The sequence below is a fragment of the Paenibacillus dokdonensis genome (assembly GCF_004916975.1).
Lineage (GTDB): Bacteria > Bacillota > Bacilli > Paenibacillales > Paenibacillaceae > Paenibacillus_AQ > Paenibacillus_AQ dokdonensis.
Window position 1 is genome coordinate 760,770 of record NZ_STGQ01000001.1, and the last position, 19,804, is coordinate 780,573.

General features: G+C 44.9%; 14 protein-coding genes. 8 read left to right on the forward strand and 6 right to left on the reverse strand.

The features are described 5' to 3' along the window. Positions 1 to 39 precede the first annotated feature (39 nt). The 3 genes from E6W40_RS03575 to E6W40_RS03585 form a co-directional block, all read right to left on the reverse strand. Positions 40 to 2,154, reverse strand: coding sequence for a helix-turn-helix domain-containing protein (locus tag E6W40_RS03575; protein WP_136604227.1), 2,115 nt, complete (start codon positions 2,152 to 2,154; stop codon positions 40 to 42). A gap of 644 nt (positions 2,155 to 2,798) precedes the next feature. Next, positions 2,799 to 3,455, reverse strand: coding sequence for an SDR family NAD(P)-dependent oxidoreductase (locus E6W40_RS03580; RefSeq protein WP_136604228.1), 657 nt, complete (start codon positions 3,453 to 3,455; stop codon positions 2,799 to 2,801). A gap of 524 nt (positions 3,456 to 3,979) precedes the next feature. Next, on the reverse strand, positions 3,980 to 5,062 hold the full coding sequence (locus tag E6W40_RS03585) for an AI-2E family transporter (protein WP_246072837.1): 1,083 nt from the start codon (positions 5,060 to 5,062) through the stop codon (positions 3,980 to 3,982). 515 nt (positions 5,063 to 5,577) lie between these two features. Here E6W40_RS03585 and E6W40_RS03590 point away from each other — a divergent pair. The 5 genes from E6W40_RS03590 (at position 5,578) to E6W40_RS03610 (ending at position 13,512) form a co-directional block, all read left to right on the forward strand. Continuing rightward, positions 5,578 to 7,008, forward strand: a complete 1,431-nt coding sequence (locus tag E6W40_RS03590; RefSeq protein ID WP_136604229.1) for a PAS domain-containing sensor histidine kinase — start codon at positions 5,578 to 5,580, stop codon at positions 7,006 to 7,008. Between the two features lie 138 nt (positions 7,009 to 7,146). Further along, positions 7,147 to 8,103, forward strand: a complete 957-nt coding sequence (locus E6W40_RS03595) for an ArsR/SmtB family transcription factor (protein WP_136604230.1) — start codon at positions 7,147 to 7,149, stop codon at positions 8,101 to 8,103. A gap of 476 nt (positions 8,104 to 8,579) precedes the next feature. Then, positions 8,580 to 10,340: a glycoside hydrolase family 2 protein gene (locus tag E6W40_RS03600; protein ID WP_136604231.1), complete on the forward strand. Its 1,761-nt coding sequence runs from the start codon at positions 8,580 to 8,582 to the stop codon at positions 10,338 to 10,340. Positions 10,341 to 10,473: 133 nt separating this feature from the next. Then, positions 10,474 to 11,556 (forward strand): glycoside hydrolase family 172 protein, encoded by a 1,083-nt coding sequence (locus tag E6W40_RS03605; protein ID WP_136604232.1) that lies wholly within the window; start codon positions 10,474 to 10,476, stop codon positions 11,554 to 11,556. Between the two features lie 99 nt (positions 11,557 to 11,655). Further along, positions 11,656 to 13,512 (forward strand): beta-L-arabinofuranosidase domain-containing protein, encoded by a 1,857-nt coding sequence (locus E6W40_RS03610; RefSeq protein ID WP_246072839.1) that lies wholly within the window; start codon positions 11,656 to 11,658, stop codon positions 13,510 to 13,512. A gap of 156 nt (positions 13,513 to 13,668) precedes the next feature. Here the strand turns inward: E6W40_RS03610 and E6W40_RS03615 are convergent, their stop codons facing one another. After that, complete coding sequence (locus E6W40_RS03615; RefSeq protein WP_136604233.1) at positions 13,669 to 14,556, reverse strand: fructose bisphosphate aldolase; 888 nt, start codon at positions 14,554 to 14,556, stop codon at positions 13,669 to 13,671. A 302-nt stretch (positions 14,557 to 14,858) separates the two neighbouring features. Here E6W40_RS03615 and E6W40_RS03620 point away from each other — a divergent pair, with 302 nt between their 5' ends. Beyond that, a complete protein-coding gene (locus E6W40_RS03620) occupies positions 14,859 to 15,098 on the forward strand; it encodes a hypothetical protein (protein WP_136604234.1) in 240 nt (79 codons plus the stop codon). Positions 15,099 to 15,492: 394 nt separating this feature from the next. Here E6W40_RS03620 and E6W40_RS03625 read toward each other — a convergent pair whose 3' ends face one another. Together E6W40_RS03625 and E6W40_RS03630 are read right to left on the reverse strand one after the other, a co-directional pair. After that, a complete protein-coding gene (locus tag E6W40_RS03625) occupies positions 15,493 to 15,726 on the reverse strand; it encodes a helix-turn-helix transcriptional regulator (protein WP_246073048.1) in 234 nt (77 codons plus the stop codon). 101 nt (positions 15,727 to 15,827) lie between these two features. Continuing rightward, positions 15,828 to 16,151, reverse strand: a complete 324-nt coding sequence (locus tag E6W40_RS03630; RefSeq protein WP_136604236.1) for a NanQ anomerase/TabA/YiaL family protein — start codon at positions 16,149 to 16,151, stop codon at positions 15,828 to 15,830. Between the two features lie 829 nt (positions 16,152 to 16,980). On the opposite strand from E6W40_RS03630, the gene E6W40_RS03635 reads away from it, so the two are divergent. Both E6W40_RS03635 and E6W40_RS03640 read left to right on the forward strand, forming a co-directional pair. Further along, on the forward strand, positions 16,981 to 18,048 hold the full coding sequence (locus tag E6W40_RS03635) for a VanW family protein (protein ID WP_136604237.1): 1,068 nt from the start codon (positions 16,981 to 16,983) through the stop codon (positions 18,046 to 18,048). A gap of 24 nt (positions 18,049 to 18,072) precedes the next feature. Then, a complete protein-coding gene (locus tag E6W40_RS03640) occupies positions 18,073 to 19,794 on the forward strand; it encodes a GspE/PulE family protein (protein ID WP_136604238.1) in 1,722 nt (573 codons plus the stop codon). The last annotated feature ends 10 nt before the right edge of the window (positions 19,795 to 19,804 follow it).

Here is a 19,804-nt window from a genome sequence, read left to right on the forward strand (position 1 = left end):
TCATGTTTTTTATCGGCAGTGTCTGTAATGATGATGCGATCATGTTTGTGACATGCCAGAATGATCAGGCGGAAGCTTGGCATATTGCCCCGGAGTCGTACCGTTTACTTTCTTGAAGTTGCGGGTAAAGGTTCGTTCGCTTGTAAACCCGACCTGTTCGGCAACTTCCTTGAGCGTGATTCGCGGATTATGTTGCAATTGTAGATTGGCCTCTCGGATCCGAACGAGCACGATATAATAGCTGATATTGTACCCCGAGTGTTTCTTGAAATAGCTTGACAAATATACGCTTGATATCGAAAATTGGTCAGCGATCCTTGTGAGGGATAAGTCTTGTTGCTGGTAGTTTTGATGAATAAATTCTACGATTTTTTCGTATAACGATTTGCTCTGAGTAAAGGAATATGTTGTGACGAATATGAATCTCTCGATTAACTTTTCATACATGATGTCGGGATTTCTCAATGGACTTAAATCGGTAAGGGATGACCCGGTCGTCTGCAAATTCCCGATTTTCTTACTTGTAATTAAAATATTCAGTACATCTTGTAAATAACGGAAGAGGGAACAGATTTGCCCGTAGGACATTTTCCGTATCCTTGTTTGAACCGTTTCCGCAAAGAAGTGATGTACTCCCTCTTGGCTGCCATTCAATACATAGGTGATGAGTTCCTGTTCCTTCTCAATTGTAATGGACACATGTGGATTCTCGGTAACCGTGACGTTTGGATAATAAGCAATGTGATAAGGAGCGTCAAAATCGTAACAATATTGATCGATCGAATGAAAGCTTTCCTGAACTGCACAATACATATCGCGAATGTTGGCCATGAATGAACTGATTCCGCACATTACAAAATGATTCTCGAATGGCTTGGATTCCAATACCTTACACAGGGTTTGATAGAAATCTGTATAATTGCTTTCTTGGATTATGTAAGTATGCGAATCGAATCGATACATTAATTTGCAAAATAGATAATTTTCCCTCAATTGATGCTCAAACGCTTCCAAGGCCTTTTCCGACGTTGTACCGTCATTCAACTCAAAGAAAATTGTGAGGATAACTCCCCCCTGATATTTGACTTGAAGCGCTTCAAGCATATCGGATGAAACATCCTGCGGATTACCGGAAGAAAGTCGTAGAAGTGCATTCTGCTCCATAATCATTTGCTGTTGATCTAATGTTTGTATCATGGATTGATTGGCGAAGTGAAGGTTTGCTATGGTTGACTTCACGGGACGATATATACTGACATTTGCAGCAAGCAACCCAGCAGCGATCATTAAGAATACGATCAGAAGAGTAAGTGAATATCGGTTTGCTGTTTGAAGATCTTTTTGCAGAGAACTCTCCGGATACAACACGTAGTAATTTAATCCATTGAGATAAAGGTGAATAGGGGTATATGGCTTGCCGTCGACAACAACTGGCTGACTACCGGCGATTTGTTTTTGTGCCATGTTATAGGCCGAGTTATGATTGGATGCTACAATTTCTCCGGAATCAGTAGACACAATGATTATATTGTTCAGCAGACTGGAGTATTTTTGGAAACTGTTTTCCAGAGCCGATTTGTTTACTTTGGCAATGACGGAGCCAACTGTGTTAATTCGATGAACGTAGGTAATGAATCGACCATAATTATGAAAGGAATCTATTTGGTCCGTGTTATGGAGGCAATTACATGAAAAATCAGAACTCTCTGCATGAAGGTTTTCATAAAAGAGGGATAGCTTCCGAGTTCCGTCAGCGCTTGTTACAAAATTTGCATCTTTGAAATAAACGAAAATGGTCACATCTAATGGAAGCAGCCGTGTTAGCTCCGAAAGCTTCAGATTAAATCTGCGCAAATCCATTATGTAGCTTGGGGAATCAAAATCGGCGTTATTAAGGGGAATCATGCTCATATCCATACTTAAGGAATATACGCTTTGTTTTATCTTAGCCAACTCTTTATCTACATTTTCAGCAATGTAAAGTAAATTATCATGGTTTGCCCGATCGACATTGCTTTTGACGTTGTGGTTAAGATAAGTGGAATACAGGAGAAGAATTCCAGAGAAAAGAAGTGAGAAAATTAAATTTAAAAGTATAATCTTAAGGGTCATGTTTCTGTTTAGTTTTCTGAATTTCACAAGACGAGAGATCACACCATATCCTCCTTCTTCTCCGGGAACATCGCTAAAATGTTAACGCTTACAGTGCAACGTACAACTGATGGTGAAAAAATTGTATCAGCCTGACTAATGCAAGTCAATTTAATGTGTATATATGTGAAGAATTGACGCAATGATGAAATGGTGTCCGTAGGAGTGTACCTTTTTTTCAGGGGAATCCCTCTTGAGATGGTGATATAATGATGATTTAAGTCTTTCGGATTTTTTACAAGTTTATGGAATATTGGTGTTGAAGAGGAATAACGCAAGGGGAGGACGCGCGAATGATTGTGTAGCTAATCTTACAGTTTTCGAATCGATATCTGTAAAAAGCTTCTGGACTCTTGCGAACGAGTAAAATATTGTTTGGGTGAATCAGCTTATTCACCAACTTGGATGTTGAGCTCTCATATCAAAAAGTATATAAACCGGGAAGAGGACTCCTTTGTGACTGCTCTAAGTTCCTCTTAGGAAAGAAGGAATAGCTCGCGATCCTTTCGACAGACCAGTCCCTTAACGCTGGCGCTCATTTGCTATACAACGAATGTATCTTCTCGTGGTTGATATGGGACAGCTTTTGGAACTGCTGAATGAAATCGCGAACTCAATCAGAAAATAATCTCAAACCTGAATTTAATTTATGATTGTTTGTATAAAATTTCTCTTTTATCTTTCTTAATGAAAAGTTCCCAAAAGGATTCAGCAATTAAATCCGGATCAAAAAAGGTTCCCGGTTGTACTACACCACCTATAGTGACAGTACCCACCGTAATACCGTATGGTGACAGTTCGTCTGCCATAGTAAAAGTTAAATTCCTCAAACCTGCTTTACTTATTGAGGCAGAGGCTCTCGATGCAACAGGATTTAATGCAAGCATACCACCAGTAAATAGAATGGTTCCGTTTTTACGCTCGATCATCTCTGGAAGAACCTGCTGGGAACTAATCAATGCCCCTGCTACGTTCACGTTGAAATCATTTAATAAATCTTTTCCATTTAAATTAGAAGGATTATTTATAGTATTGGAACCCGCATTATAAACTAAAACGTCCGGTATTCCATAATCTGATTTTATTTGGTTAAATGCGTCTATTAGTGAGACGGATTCCGATGCATCAGCAATGATTCCGTATGCCTCTATGTTTTTCTTCTGAAGTTCAGAAATTTGCAAGTCTAATGATTCCTTCCTTCTTGCGAGTAGAATTAATTTAAAGCCATTACTACCAAATTTTCTTGCAATGCCTGCACTGACCCCAGGACCAGCCCCAACAATTACTACTAAAGGGTTGTTCATTTTAATTATCTCCTTTTTTTCAACATCCAATTTGAAAGTTATTGTTTCAAAAAAACACAGGGTTAATAGATAAAATGTTACTATGTGCAATGAGGAAAAGCAAGTTTTACTACTTAAATATAGTTTCTTGTTAAAAATATGTACCTTAATTTTATAAAGATAAATTTTAATACAATGTAAAATCTATCCTTATCTCTCTCTAGGGCTGATTCAAACTCATATACGCCGAAATAAGCGTACCCGTTATCACTGCTGTACTGATCGGGGGCATGATAAATAGACTCGCCAAATACAGGGATTTCCAAGTGTTTGGCGGTCTTCTGTTGCATAGCTGTTAAGTAGTAGAACGTACATCTTGCGATTTCCCGTTATCATAGAGTCCCACCATTCATCTTTTGAATTCTGCTGTATAGGTACGTCGTTATTGTTATGGTATTGTAGAAATTCGCTCCTTAACATGATAGGTTTATTCTACAAACCCTTACTTTTTCTGTCCAACTTAGTGTATCCAATCCAGATTTCCTTTATAACTGCATCCATTTTTCCGCGAAAAACAGTGAAAAAACACGGAGTGTGATGATCTTGATGATCATATAGACTGGAATGATAATAATCATCGCAATGATTCCCCCGATATTGCCGGCAGCTAGTACAAGAATAATGGTAGTCAAAGGGTGGATATCCAATTTCTTGCCAAATACGTAGGGGGCTATAAGGTTATCTTGTACTTGCTGAGCAACGAGAATAATAACAAGCGACCATAATGCAATCGCAGGTGATTGTGTCAGCCCGACGATAAGAATCGGGACCGCAGACAAGATGGCTCCAAAAAAGGGAATAAAGTTTGCAATGACCGAAATGGCTGTCAGCAAGAAAGCATAGGGCAAACCAATGATCAGGAAGCCGATGTACATCAAGATGCCTAATGAAATATTAACGATAACTCGTCCGACAATAAATCCGCTTAACATACGATCGATCCCTGAAATGATATCCCGGGAATCTTTCTGATAACGGGTCGGCGTTGCGCGAACAAGCAAATGACCAAACTTCTCCCCTTCCTTAAGCATGAAGAACAGGAGGATTGGGAATGTGAATAGTATGACCGCAAAACCAGATATAAAAGAAAATAAACCTCCTAAATAATTCGACAAGAACGAAAAGCCTTTATTTAAATAATCTGTGATCGTAGAGGTACCATGATTTTCAGCAGGTGATAATAATGATGAGAGGAACCCGCTCTTCTCCAGCTTATTGAGTTGTTCGCCGACCGCATTTAGAAGACTTGGGACACTATCCAGGAAGCTTATCAATTGTTCATAAAGCAAAGGCCATTTGCTAAATAAGAACCAAACCAGGGCTACAGAAAAAATGACATAAATAATCAAAATAGCAAGGGTCCGGTTAATTTTATTTTTTTCCATCAGTTGAACCAGCGGTCTGAGCAGATAGTAAAAAAATATAGATAGAAGCAGCGGAATCGCTACGACCTGAACGAGCACGATGAACGGGTGAAATACAAAATTTACCTTGTACACTAGAAAGATGATTAAAAGTAGCAAAGCAATGAACATTCCTAAACGCAATGCTTTATTTGTTGTGAACAAATCATTTCCCTCCAAATTTATAAAATTCCCCGGGCTTGATACGACGATATGGTATCCTTCCTTCGGTTTATTTCTGCAGTAGTCATTAAATGGTGCATTCTGCTTTTTACGTCATGTACCACTCTAAGAATACACTGCCCTATTTCAGGAAAAAATAATTCTCTCCACTTATACTGATCAGTCGGAGTAAACAAAAAAATATATGATTTGAGCTGTTCTGTCAAATCAATCACAACATTCTGATCTGCAGTCTGTACGAAAGAAAGAAAAACCCGGAGTAGTTTTACACCGGATTTTAAGCGTTCACCATGCCGTAAGCACTACAAGCTAGAAAATAACCGTTCCGTTTTCCATAAAAGTTGCTGCCGTTTCTCCAGACTGCTGTCCTCCATGCCCGTGTGGCTTCAAGTTTTTGATTAGACGTACCTCGCTCCAGGAAGGAGGCTCGTGTACATTCGTCGAATGGAATGGAATACATTTTGTGTATTCAAATTTGGCCGTAGGAGTGTGTACATATGGGTAAACCTCTGATTGACCTCTTAGAATATTCTCATGAGAAACTGATGGGAATGTTATTGGAGCAGCAAGGCATGACGTTTAAATTCAAGAATATCGAAGGCCAGTTCATACATACATTTTGTGCGGGTCAATTATTATCCAAAATCGGATTAACGTCTCAGGAAGTGATCGGCAAGCAGTTGAAGGATTTTCTTCCTGATGATTTGGCGGCAGAAAAGGAAGTGTTTTACCGGGATGCATGGCAAGGGAGGGAAGAAGTAAGCTACGAAGGTGAACTGCAGGGCGTGTCCTATTTAGCTTCGCTGCGGCCGATTAAGCGACAGGGGGAGGTCGTAGAAGTGATCGCCTCTTGTGTAGACATTACAGAGCGAAGGACCAGCGAGAAAGAGCTGAAAGAAACGAAGGAGCTGCTGGAATCTTTATATGAGAGCTCGGTCGACGGCATTTGCATAATGGATACAAAGGGCAATGTCATTCGCATTAACCCTGCTTTTGAGAAAATATATGGTTGGTCCGAGACTGAACTCCTTGGCAAACCGGCACCCATGTTTCCTGCACATTTGGGGAATCGTCCTGGGGAAATTTGTAAGCTTTTGTATTCCGATAAGAAATTAATTCATTTGGAAACCGTGAGACCGCGGAAAGACGGCGAAAACATACATGTTTTTTTAACTTTATCTCCTATTAAAGATGCGAATGATGATATTATTGCGTTGACTGGCATTTCGCGGGATATTTCCGAACGCAAAAAAATGGAGGACTTTTACGGGAAAGCGGATAAATTGAATGCAGTTGGCCAATTGGCCGCCGGACTCGCACATGAGATCCGAAACCCGCTTACTTCCTTGCGGGGATTTTTGCAAATCATGCAATCCGGACAGGTTAACAAAGAAGAATATTTTGACATTATGCTATCTGAGATCGATCGAATCAACAGTATCGTGAATGAATTTTTAGTGATTGCCAAGCCCTACAGTTCAAACTTTCAAAAAAACAATCTCATCGGTATTCTGCAAGGTGTTGTTACCCTGCTGGAGGCTCAGGCTGTGTTAAATAATATCAAAGTGGTGACTAATGTTGAAGAATGTTTCCCCTTGGTTGAATGCTCGGAAATGGAGATCAAGCAAGTCTTCGTCAATATTTTAAAAAATGCCATCGAGGCTATGCCAAAGGGAGGGGTTATTTGTATCCATGCCTGTGTACAGGAAGGAAAGGCTCTTATTCGCTTTGCCGATCAGGGTGTTGGGATTAGCGAAGATCAGTTTTCTCGGTTGGGCGAGCCTTTTTTTACGACGAAAGAAAAGGGGACGGGACTCGGCTTGATGATGTGCTACAAGATCATCGGAGATCATAAAGGCGGAATTAACATCCACAGCGTTGTTCATGAAGGAACTACGTTTGATATTACGCTGCCTTTGCAGGAGTAAGGTTCTTACAGCAAAATCAAAAACCATTCTCTTTACAATCGAGAGCGATGGCTTTGATGCCACTCATGCATGATTGTTTTTATGTTCATTATTCAGTAAAATTGGTGTAATTTATATTTTCTAAAGGGGAGCGTATGAGTGCTGGAACTTAGCTTTAACGACCCGGACAAGCTGGCAAGTGTTGCCCACGCCTTGTCGACCCGTTCCCGGATTGATATTCTCCAGCTTTTAGTTTCACACAAATTAAATGTGATCGAAATTGCTGAAGCGCTGAATCTCCCGGTTTCAACGGTGGCGAGTCACATCAAGGTGCTGGAGGGCGCAAAACTGATTCACACGGAGATGCTTCCGGCATCCCGTGGTGCGATGAAGGTATGCAGCCCCAACTATGAGGGAATCCACATTGCATTGAATATGAAAAGGAGAATTCCCAAGGGGGAATTAAACCACTATGAAGTAGAGATGCCGATTGGTCATTACAGCGACTGCGAAGTATCGCCGACCTGTGGAATGGCAAGCGCGAAAAGCGTAATATTAAATGAAGATGAACCGGCCATTTTCTATCATCCCGAGCATATTCACGCGCAAATCATCTGGTTTCGCAAGGGATATGTGGAGTATTTGCTGCCAATGGAGATTCCTCCCGAAGCCAGAATAGAATCGTTGGAGCTGTCGTTGGAGATGTGCTCCGAGGTATCGAGTTATAATAATGATTGGCCCTCTGATATTTCCTTGTGGATCAATGGTGTTGAGATCGGGATGTGGACGTGTCCCGGAGATTTCGGGGATCGCCGGGGGAAATTGAATCCCGAATGGTGGTCTGATTGGGCGACGCAGTACGGACTTCTGAAAACATGGCATATGGACTATGAAAAGACGATGCTGGATATGGAGAAGGTGTCGGATGTAACGTTACATGATGTGAATTTCGCCCAAAGCCCCAAACTGCGGTTGCGGATCGGAATCCAACCGGATGCCGTTCATCAGGGGGGCGTAAACCTGTTTGGCCAAGGGTTTGGCGATCATGAGCAGCATATTGTTATGCGAGTCAATTACACCTTCGATTCAGACGAACAAAAACCTGCAGAAAAGTAACGTCACCGCGAGCTTAAACGGGACGTGCTTGATGGCGAATAGTGAACAAGAAAGCTTGCATCAACGAGCCTTTCTTGTTTTTTTGCGTACACAGATAACCGCCTGTTGAATCCATAGGGACCTGGCTTCGGGTTCAATGAGCCTTATGGCATATTTCTATCGTAATAAACCTATTAGTTACATAAAAGCTGTAATGAATGGATTTTCTACTCATGAACAGTAGTTAAGCGTATCTAGCATATATATAAGGGCGTAATTTGAAAATACCCGTTTTATATAAAGGGTGGAAAGCCATATTCCTAAGCTGAATCTGTAAGAAATCATGCTGGAGAAAGATTTATAGAACATCTTAAAAATATATTAATTACATTAAATCTGAATGAAAACGTTGACAGTTTTTAGCGCCATTATTATACTTTCAATAAAGATAAATAAACGCACTTTTATCTCAAAAAATCGTAAAAGGAGTTTTTAAAATGAAGCATCCTTCAGCACTTCCGCGTCCTGAATATCCCCGTCCCCAATGGGTCCGGCAGGACTGGATCAATTTAAACGGCCCATGGCAATTCGAAATTGACCATGGCAAGAGTGGAAAAGAACGCGGATACCAGGAATCCGGCCATAATTTGTCGGGAACGATAACGGTTCCTTTTTGTCCGGAAAGCAAGCTGTCCGGTGTAGAGTATAAAGATTTTATGGCAGCGGTGTGGTACAAACGGGAATTTTCTGTCCCCGATGGCTGGACGAACGGCAGAATTCTGCTTCATTTTGGTGCTGTCGACTACGAAACCGAAGTATGGGTGAACGGGATATCCGTAGGGAAGCATCGCGGAGGTTATAGTTCATTTACCTTTGATATTACCTCAGCCGTCTCGCCGGGTACAAACGTCGTTACGGTCTATGCGGAAGACGACGTTCGTTCCGGACGCCAGCCCCGCGGCAAACAAAGCGGAAGATTCTACTCACACGGCTGCGATTACACGCGTACGACGGGGATCTGGCAGACCGTATGGCTTGAGCAGGTGTCAGAGTCCTATTTATCCGATATGCAATTGGTGCCTGATCCGGATAATAAGTGTGCGCATCTGGAGGTGCAGATTAGCGGAAACGCAGCGGGAGGAACGCTTAACGCCTCAGCCTTTTTTGAAGGTAATCCTGCAGGGAATGTCAGCGCCGTTGTCTCCGGGCCTTCCGTCAAGCTTACGCTTCCGCTATCTGAAATTCACCTGTGGGAGGTAGGTAACGCCAGGTTGTATGATCTGAAGTTATCCCTGCATCATGAGGGTCAGGAAAGAGATACTGTCGAATCATATTTTGGACTCAGGACGGTAAGGCTCGATGGCATGGCTTTCCGGATCAACGGAAAATCCGTGTTTCAGCGTCTTGTGCTGGACCAGGGCTTTTACCCAGAGGGCGTTTATACCGCCCCGAGTGATGAGGATCTCCGCAAAGATATCGAAATTTCGATGGGGCTTGGCTTTAACGGTGCGAGACTCCATGAAAAAATGTTTGAACCCCGCTTTTTGTACTGGGCTGACAGACTTGGTTATCTGGTGTGGGGAGAGCATGCCAATTGGGGATTGGATATTACGACAACGGAAAGTCTGGCTTCGTTTTTGCCGGAGTGGCTTGAAGGGGTGGAACGGGATTTCAACCATCCAGCACTCATCGGCTGGTGTCCTTTTAACGAGACATGGGATCAAGACGGTACCAAGCAGCATAACGATGTGCTGCGTATTGTTTACGAGGTTACGAAACGGCTCGATCCGACGCGTCCCGTCATCGATACCAGCGGTAATTTCCATGTCGTGACGGATATCTTCGATCTTCATGATTATGACCAGAATCCGCTGACGTTCCGGGCAAGATATGAAGCGATGAAAACCGGCGGGGAGGTATACAATACCTTTCCGGACAGACAGAAGTATGAGGGACAGCCTTATTTTATCAGTGAGTATGGCGGGATTTGGTGGAACCCGGATCAGAAGGACGAAAAATCTTGGGGGTACGGTGACAGACCGGTATCTGAGGAAGAGTTTATCGAACGTTATGAAGGGTTAACGAATGCCCTTCTGGATCACCCGATGATGTTCGGTTTCTGCTATACCCAGCTATATGATGTCGAGCAGGAAGTGAATGGACTGTATACGTATGACAGGCAAGCGAAATTCAATCCGGAAGTGATTCGCCGCATTAATTCCCGGCAGGCTGCGATTGAAGAAATGGACTCGCCTTAAAAGCTTGGCGTAATTACCGGTTAGTACCGTGGCTTCGGGCGACTGTATCCCACTTGAGAATGGAAGACGACAAATGTGCAGCCGGCGGCATTCCCGTAATATAAATTCGGATATACCAAAGGAGATCGCAATCATGGACAGATTTAACGGTCTTAACATGGGACTCGGAAATTTACCTCAGCTTTCAGATGCCAAAACAAGGTCGATTAGTCCGGAAAACTTCACCGGATCAAAGGGGTCGGGAGGTATGGCGACCGAAGGAACGGGGGCCGGATGCGCACGTGACCTGGGAACCGGCTGGAAGGTATCGCCGTCGGTTGAAATCGAGCCTGGAGCCATGTTTACGATGGCGGCCATTGAAGGTCCTGGAGCAATTCAGCATATATGGCTGACGTGTTTTCCTACCTTTTGGCGTAATCTGATTTTTCGCTTGTATTGGGATGAAGAAGATGAGCCGTCGGTTGAAGTACCGGTTGGGGATTTCTTCTGCAATGGCTGGCAGGAACGAAGCAACGTCAACTCATTCCCTGTTGCCGTGAACCCGGCCGGGGGGATGAACAGCTATTGGCTGATGCCGTTTCGCAAAGCAGCGAAAATCACGATGGAGAATACATCAGCGGAAAATGCGGTCATCTATTATCAAGTGAATTACACATTGACTGAAGTACCTGAAAATATGGCATATTTCCATGCTCAGTGGAGAAGAAGCAACCCCGTGGCCTATAAAGAAGTGCATACCATTCTTGATGAAGTGAAGGGGAAAGGGCATTATGTCGGAACTTATCTGGCATGGCAGGTTAACAATAACGGCTGGTGGGGAGAAGGGGAAGTCAAATTTTTCATGGATGGAGATCAGGAGTTCCCGACGATCTGTGGAACCGGTACGGAGGATTACTTCGGCGGGGCATGGAATTGGGAACAGCCGAGCGGGCAATACTCCACCTACTCCACGGCATTTCTTGGCATGCATCAGCTTATTAAACCGGATGGTTTGTACCGCAGTCAACAGCGCTTCGGAATGTATCGTTGGCATGTACTCGATCCGATCCGCTTCGAACATGATTTAAAGATAACGATTCAGGATCTCGGCTGGCGTTCCGATCATCGTTACTTGCCGCAGCAGAGCGATATCGCTTCCACGGCGTTCTGGTATCAGTCCGAACCGCATTCCCGTTTTCCTGATATGCCCAATAACGACAGCCGCGAAGTCATTTAAGGAATGAGCTTGCAGCTGAGCTAAGCTATGCTCAACCATGGATTATATATCGAATTCATTTCCGGTTCATGATTTTTCATTCCTGGGGAGGTCATTCCTTTGACGTTGTATCACAGTGCATTCAAAGCCTTGCCGCTCGGCAGCATCAAACCGCTCGGCTGGCTGAAAAATCAGCTGCAAATTCAAGCGGACGGTTTGACAGGACATTTGGAGGAGCAGTGGCCCGATGTCGGTCCGGACAACGGCTGGCTTGGCGGCAAAGGAGAAAGCTGGGAACGCGGCCCCTATTATCTGGACGGGCTGATCCCTTTGGCTTATTTGCTGGAGGATGAACGTTTGATTTCCAAAGCGAAACGATGGATTGAATGGGCGCTTGCCAGCCAGAAGGATAACGGTTTATTCGGTCCGGAACGAATCGTCACCGTCAACAATGACATTGACAAGCGTTTCGATTGGTGGCATTACATGATTATGCTCAAAGTCATGACGCAGTATGAAGAGGCTACCGGAGATGACAGAGTTATTCCTTTTATGACTGGATTTTTCCGGTACGCCATGGATCATATTGAATTGAGTCCGCTCAGGGATTGGGCTGAGGCACGGGGAGCTGATATGCTCGTAAGTATCTATTGGCTGCATCGTCGTACCGGCGACGACTTCCTGATCAAGCTGGCGGAGGAAGTCGCCTCTCAGACCATGGATTGGACCGGAATTTTATATGATTTTCCGTTTTGGCGAAAGGTCGAGCATTGGGATCACCGTACGCATGTGGTGAATGTGGCGATGGGGATCAAGACACCCGGCATTCTCTATGAAGTGACCGGTGACTCCAGGCAGAAGGAAGCGATCAAGCGGGGTATCCAAAGTTTGATGAACTATCACGGACAGGCGCATGGACTATTCTCTGGAGACGAATGGCTGTCAGGCACACATCCGAGCCAAGGCGTTGAGCTGTGCGCAGTTGTTGAGTATATGTTTACGATGGAGCAGCTGGTTCGGGTATTCGGCGATGGTGCCTATGGAGACATTCTTGAAAAAATTGCATTCAACGCATTGCCAGCCGCGATTGCAGCCGATTGGAAGTCGCATCAATATGATCAGCAAGTGAATCAAATCATGTGCAATGTGGCGGAGCGGAATTGGAGCAACAGTGATGATGCAAACTTGTTTGGACTCGAGCCGAATTTCGGCTGCTGCACGGCAAATATGCATCAAGGATGGCCCAAGCTTGTTTCTCATCTCTGGATGGGAGATGGAAGCGGCGGTCTCGCTGCTGTTTCCTATGCGCCTTGCCGCGTGAAGACCAAGGTCGGGCAGGGAGTGAACGCGGAACTGACGGTGAGCGGAGATTATCCGTTCCGGGATACCGTTCGAATTGAATTGACACTGAGTCATCCGGAGACCTTCGCCATTCGTCTTCGGATTCCTGAATGGTGCGGCTCCCCCGCTTTGACGGTCAATGGGAAGCAGGTAGAGGTAAATGTCGAGAACGGTTATACCATCATTCTGAGAGAATGGAAGAGCGGTGAGCAAATTCAGCTCCGTCTTCCGATGGAGGTTCGGACCCTTTCGCGAGGTTCGTACGCGGTCAGCATCGAGAGGGGGCCACTGCTTTATGTACTTCCGATCGGTGAAAGCTGGCAGTTGCATGTCAAACGCAAGCTGTTTCATGACTGGGAGATTTATCCTACTACTCCTTGGAAGTATGGCCTTCAGGCGGGGGAAGATTTTGAAGTGGTCATGTCCGATATCCCGACTCAGCCGTTCAAAGCTATAGACACGCCGATAAGATTAAAGACAAGAGGGCGCTTGGTGAAAAATTGGCGGATGGCCGGAAACAATGCGGATGCGCCACCGCTCAATCCAGCCGTAGACGGTTCACCCCTTCAATCACTTGAGCTCGTTCCTTATGGGAGCGCCAAACTGAGAATCGGCGAATTTCCGTTGCTGAAGTAAAAAGATTTTGCATAAGAAGCTGTCCGATGATCTGAATTTACGTTCAGACAAAGGACAGCTTTCTTTCATTCTGACGGGCAAAAAACGACCGCGAGCTTGGATACGCTCGCGGTCGCTATGAAAGTATCCGATTCTCAGCAGAATTCGTTACTTTCTTTAAGTTATAGAGGCTTCATAGATGTCCTGGACGGATTTGGACAGCAATGTGTTGAATTCTTCGTCGGTTTGTGCGGCGATTAATCCCTGCGATAAAGCACGCGAGAAACTGGCGATGAGCCCGTGGTTATGGGCAAGCTTTTCATTCGCTTCCGCTTGCGTGTAGCCGCCTGATAAAGCCACGATCCGCACGACATGTGGATCCTCCATCAAATCGCTGTAGAAATTGTTTTCGGTTGGAATGGAGAGCTTCAGCATAACTTTTACGTCTTCTCCAAGAGCTGATAATTGAGCGGAAATTTCGTCTTTTAACAGTTTTTCTGATGCTTCCTTATCCGCGCTGTTGATATCGACTTCCGGTTCGATAATCGGAACCAGTCCCATCTCTGCGATTTGTTTGCCGATGGCAAATTGCTGCTCCACGACTTTTTTGATTCCGGCAGGATTGGCTTCTTTGATCACGGAGCGCATTTTCGTTCCGAAGATGTTTCGTTCGGCCGCCCGCTTTAGAAGGTCGTTTAAACCGGGAATGGGTTTCATGAGCTGAACCCCGTCTTCAAGGTCGGCTAGCCCCTTATCGACTTTGAGAAAAGGCACGATGCCCTTCTTCTCCCAAAGATAATCGGCGGTAAGCTGCCCGTCAATGGAACGATCCATTGTATTCTCGAAAAGAATCGCACCTAAAATATACTGGGAATCAAACGCCGGACTTTTTATAATGCGCGTTCTCATCTCGTGAACCACTTGATACATCTCTTCCTCATTGGCGTAGCTGTCTTCCTTAACCCCATATTGCAGCAGAGCTTTCGGAGTACTCCCGCCGCTTTGGTCCAAGGCTGCGATAAAGCCCTTTCCCGTACGGATTCGATTAAGCTGTGTTGTATTCATAAATGCGTCTCCTTCCTTTTTATGGACTGAATGACATCTTGAATCTTATTCATTATAGCACTTCTATGTACAAGCATACATTTTGTTAGATTGGGAGATCACGATTATATGGAATGTTGCTCACTGAGTCTTTCTTAGGATGTGTTTGTTTATATTATAAAAATATACATTTTGTCACATGACAGAATTGATGACAACGATCACTATGAGACGGAGTTTTATATGTTTATATAGTAATTCTAATATCTATCATCACACCTGAATTAGAATCTCGTAGAGCGGATGCGGCAGGGAGTTCGAGCATGGATGAAGTGCCGCCGGCCACTTATTTTATTAATGAATCCGATCCGCATAGCGGCGCTAGGGTACTTGATAATAATCCTCCTGTGGGTTCCTTTATGATTGTTGAAGGAGCAGCGACAAATGCCAGCACAGTTAATCTTTCCATAACGGGATCTGATCCAGATGCTGTTGACCGTGTTTCAAAGATGAGATTCACCATATGCTGCGAATTGGGCAGCGGTACCTTGGATTCCCTTTAGCGATACAGCAACATTCAATCTAGCTGGCGCTTGCTTTTGCTTCAGGAGAAAGCTTTGACCTGATAAATTCTGTCGATTGGGCATTCTATAAATACGCAGGCTTATTTGAGGCCGTTCACGGGGCTTGTCCAGCATATCGATACGAAATGGCCCAAATTTTATTCTGGTAAAAGTAAAAGGATACTGGCTCCGAAGCGGATTTGCACGGATATGTCACGGTGATTGCCGCCAATGAGACTGCGGGAGCCTTTTATTGAACAAATCATTACCATCAGAGAAACGATGGAAAAGCCATCAAACCCATGGATTATCCAGGATTATGACGGCTTTTAATATTGTTAAAGTGCTTCCCTTTATGAACTAAACAGGACAGTTACAAGACAGCATGATGCTGTTAGTCCATTCCAATGATTTTCAGAATTAGGGATGCCTTCGAGTTGACCTGCAGCTTGATATTGATTCTTGAAAGATGGGACCTCACTGTATTGGGACTGATCCCGAGCAGTCTGCCGATTTCCTGATAACTAAAGTCCTTAATCCAGTACAACGCGATCTGCATTTCTCTTTCTGTCAAATTGAACTTACTGGAGTTCACCTCAAACAACTCATCGATCGACAATGCTTTCATCACTTTCAAAAGCCCCCATTGTTATATTGTTGGATATGAGGAGTGTGTTGTCTTCCACACTTCTCAGAACGACGATTACAACCTTCCTAAATAGACTCATGCTAGAGGGCAACCTTATATACGACTTTTTTCACCGTTTGTTCTTTATCTATATGCCCGCCAACCAAATGCGCGTCCGCAGGGAAACAAATCAGGAAATATCCTGGCTCAAGGTACCCATAGAATTTAAATTCCGAGTTCATGTCACCGTATGCAATGTCGCGAGATGAATCGTATTCCGCTAAGTTGCTCAAGTAGTTCAGATTGCTGATCTCCACGTATCCCCGCCCTTCCAGAACCACGTGAATATCAATATACCTGCGGTGGGCTTCGTGTCGAAGATGGAGTTTGGCGTCGTTTGGAACACGTTCAGATTTTTCTTGTATTGACTCGTTTTGATCGGCCTATCATGGTTATTCCTGAGCATATCCTCTATAGCACCCCGCAGACCCGAGTGAATTTGGAACAGAAAATGTACTGTGCAGTATTTGATATTTTGTCAAATATCATTTTTCTCAATCCCTTTTTTTGTAATTTCGCTCACTTTGCTGTTTGTACGTATGTAAACAAGCAGAAGTCAGTCAGGATATGCTTTGGAAGCATTCTGTAAACCTATTGCGGATGGCAGAACATGTCGCCTAATCTAAGATTTAAGTATAGATGACATTATGTGGGTTGAATATACACCATTTATTACTCTTTTAAGTAGAATCCTACACTACTAAATGAAAAACGTCATTTTATCCCTCTTTTTTTACTACTTTCATTAAAAGTAGATTGCATATTGACATGAAGCATATGAATATGTCTGTCCAGACTAATGTGTTGTTTTGGTTTTTTGTGTTTTCGGTAGAGGCATGATTTCTTGTGCGAGGAAACATAGTGTCATTTTAGAGTATGATGAACAACTCCGTGGTCCTTGTCAACTCCTTAACCCAACTCTGGGACTTTAAGGGGGGGAAGGGGGTGAGTGATTTTTCAATAACATAGTCTTTTAGGACTACCATACGAAATAAAGCTGCTGAAAATTACTGAGAAGGCTCATCGTATTGAACTAATCCATTTGTATGAGTCTGTATGTGCTAATGCATCTGGGTAATATTTATCCTCGGAAATATGTGATTTAATTAGATTCGACAAACCAATTTGTAAAAATATGACTGAATTTGTTGATGGATTTAGAATTTGTAGATGGATTTAAAGGAGATTTAGCACATGAGGAAAGCGCGTCGAAATCGCGGGGGTGGAGGCATTGTCGGCAAGCTGGTCGTTTTGCTAGCACTCGTTGTGATTGCGGTTGGGGTTAACTACTGGAAGCCATGGGCGATATACCAGCAGCAGGGTTTTTCGGGTCTGATCGTATCAGTTGTTGAGGGGATCCAAGGTAATGGATTTACACCATCAGTGGTGGAGCAAACGGGGACTGCCACAGAGCAAAAACCGGTGGCCCATACGGCGGGCTCGTATCCGAAGAATGGAGCCTCGAAGGGGGATGTGAGAGAGCCGGAGAAACCGAAGTCTGTGAACCGAACCCCACAAAGTCAAGAACCGAATCAAGACAATCAAGCCAAAAATCCGGACCCGTCAGATAAGGCAGAAACCAAGCTGGAAGGTCAAGGCACAAATGCTGTACAGACAACGTCATCTAGTTCAAATAACAATGTGATTTCGAAATCGTTAGGAACGAAAGAAATGAATGACCGGATGCTGAATGTTCTCGGTCGCTTGCAAAACGTCGAAATCAGGCCGAATACTCAGTTTTCCATGAATCAGTGGCTAGAGCTCAATAAATTTGAAAAGAAGCTTGGAAAAGAGGGGGAGGACATCGCGTATACAGCGTCCCTGCTCTATGAAGCTGCTGTCAAAGCGGGCATGGAGGTTGGGGAAAGACATCTTCATATGCAGCTTCCTCCATATGCGGCGCCAGGGTTTGACGTATATATTGAGCCGGTCAATCATGATTTGACTTTTTATAATTCTCTTGGATGTTCTATCTTGATCAGCGTGAAAAAGACCATTGATGGGATGCCGCAAATCACTTTCGAAGGACAGCCGGTTTCAGGTTGGAAGCAGCCTCAGATTAACGTGGAAACCAAGAAATACGCACCGAAAAACTTCGAGGTCACAGACGTAAATCTGGCGCCGAATGCCATATCGGTAAAAAGTACCGGCACCGAAGGTATGCTGATTGAGATTACCGATGGTATCCGCAACATTTCACGGGATTTCTATGCACCTCAGCCGGCCGTCGTTATGAAAGGTATAGTCAAAGTTTCGCAGTAGCCACTTGAAAGGAGAGAGACGCGAATGCAATTGGGTGAACTTCTGATCATGAGTGGGGTCATTACGCAGGAGCAGCTCAACGAAGCAATTGCCAAGCAGAAGCTTAGCAAGAAGAAGCTTGGGGAGATTTTGTTGGAAACAGGCGCTTTAACGGAAAAGCAGCTCATCGAAGCGATGGAATTCCAGCTTGGCATTCCTTCAATCAATCTGGCTGACACACAAATTGAGTACCAGGCGGTGCAGACCGTTTCGGAATCCATTGCTCGCAAGCATCAGCTGATTCCGATCAGTATTAGCGGAGGCAAGATCCGCATCGCGATCGTCGATCCGCTGAACTACGATGCGATCGAGGAAGTGAGACTATCATCAGGGTTGAACGTGCAGCCGTTGATCGGAATTAAATCCGAGATCAATGAAGCGATATCCAGGCATTACCGGATTGAAGACACGATGGAAGAGATGATCGAGGAATTCGAACTTCCGGAAGTCGTGAATGACGAAGAGGAAGCGAATAACCAGTCTTCTCCGATCGTGAAGCTCGTCAGTCAGATGATCCAGTCCGCCGTGCTCGTGAGAGCGAGCGACATTCACGTTGATCCGCAGGAGAAGCAGGTGGTGATCCGGTACCGCGTCGACGGTCATTTGCGGACCGAGAAATTGGTACCGAAACAAATGCAGGGCGTGTTAACGGCCCGGATTAAAATCGTTGCCAATCTGAACATCGCAGAACGTCGCCTGCCTCAGGACGGACGCATTCAGATGCAGGTGGATCGGCGCCGGATCGATATCCGGGTATCGACGCTGCCTACCGTACACGGAGAGAGCATCGTTCTGCGGATTTTGGACCAATCGGGCGGGGTCAGCCAAATCTCCAATCTGGGCTTAAGCGAGCTGAACGAGCAGCGGTTTCGCCGGGTGATCGCAAAACCGAACGGCATTATCCTGATCAGCGGACCTACCGGCAGCGGTAAAACCTCGACCTTGTACTCCGCGCTCGGCAGTTTGAATCAGCCGGACGTCAAGATCGTCACGGTCGAAGATCCGGTCGAGTACCGGATGGACGGCATCACGCAGGTGCAGGTGAACAGTCAGATCGGGCTTACGTTCGCATCCGGGCTTCGTTCCATCCTGCGTCAGGATCCGAACATCGTTATGGTCGGGGAGATCCGGGACATGGAAACGGCAGAAATCGCGGTTCGCGCCTCGTTGACCGGTCATATGGTGCTCAGTACGATCCATACTAACAGCGCCGCCAGCACCATCAGCCGTTTGATCGATATGAATATCGATCCGTACCTGATCGCTTCGTCGCTCGTCTGTGTCGTCGGTCAGCGACTCGTGAGGCGGGTGTGTGCCGAATGCGCGGAGAAAGTTGCGGCTCAGGAAAATGAATACCGGTTGTTCGAGGAGCATGGACTGCTTGCCGCCTTCGGTAAAAACAGCGGGCTTCAGAGCGCGGTTGGTGCCACATTCACTTCTTCGTCTCAAAGTACCCTGTACCTTGTTAAGGGAAGAGGCTGCAGTACCTGCAATAAAACCGGTTATAAGGGTCGTATGGCCATTCACGAAGTGCTGGCCATCGACGAGCCGCTTCGGCGGCTGATCGTACAGAATCGGCCTATCGACGAAATACTGCAAAATGTCACCGAACGGGGTTACCGCACAATGCTCTATGACGGACTCATCAAGGCTCAGCAGGGGATGACGACAATCGAAGAGGTGCTGAAGGCGGTTTCGGATGATTAACAGGGAGGAA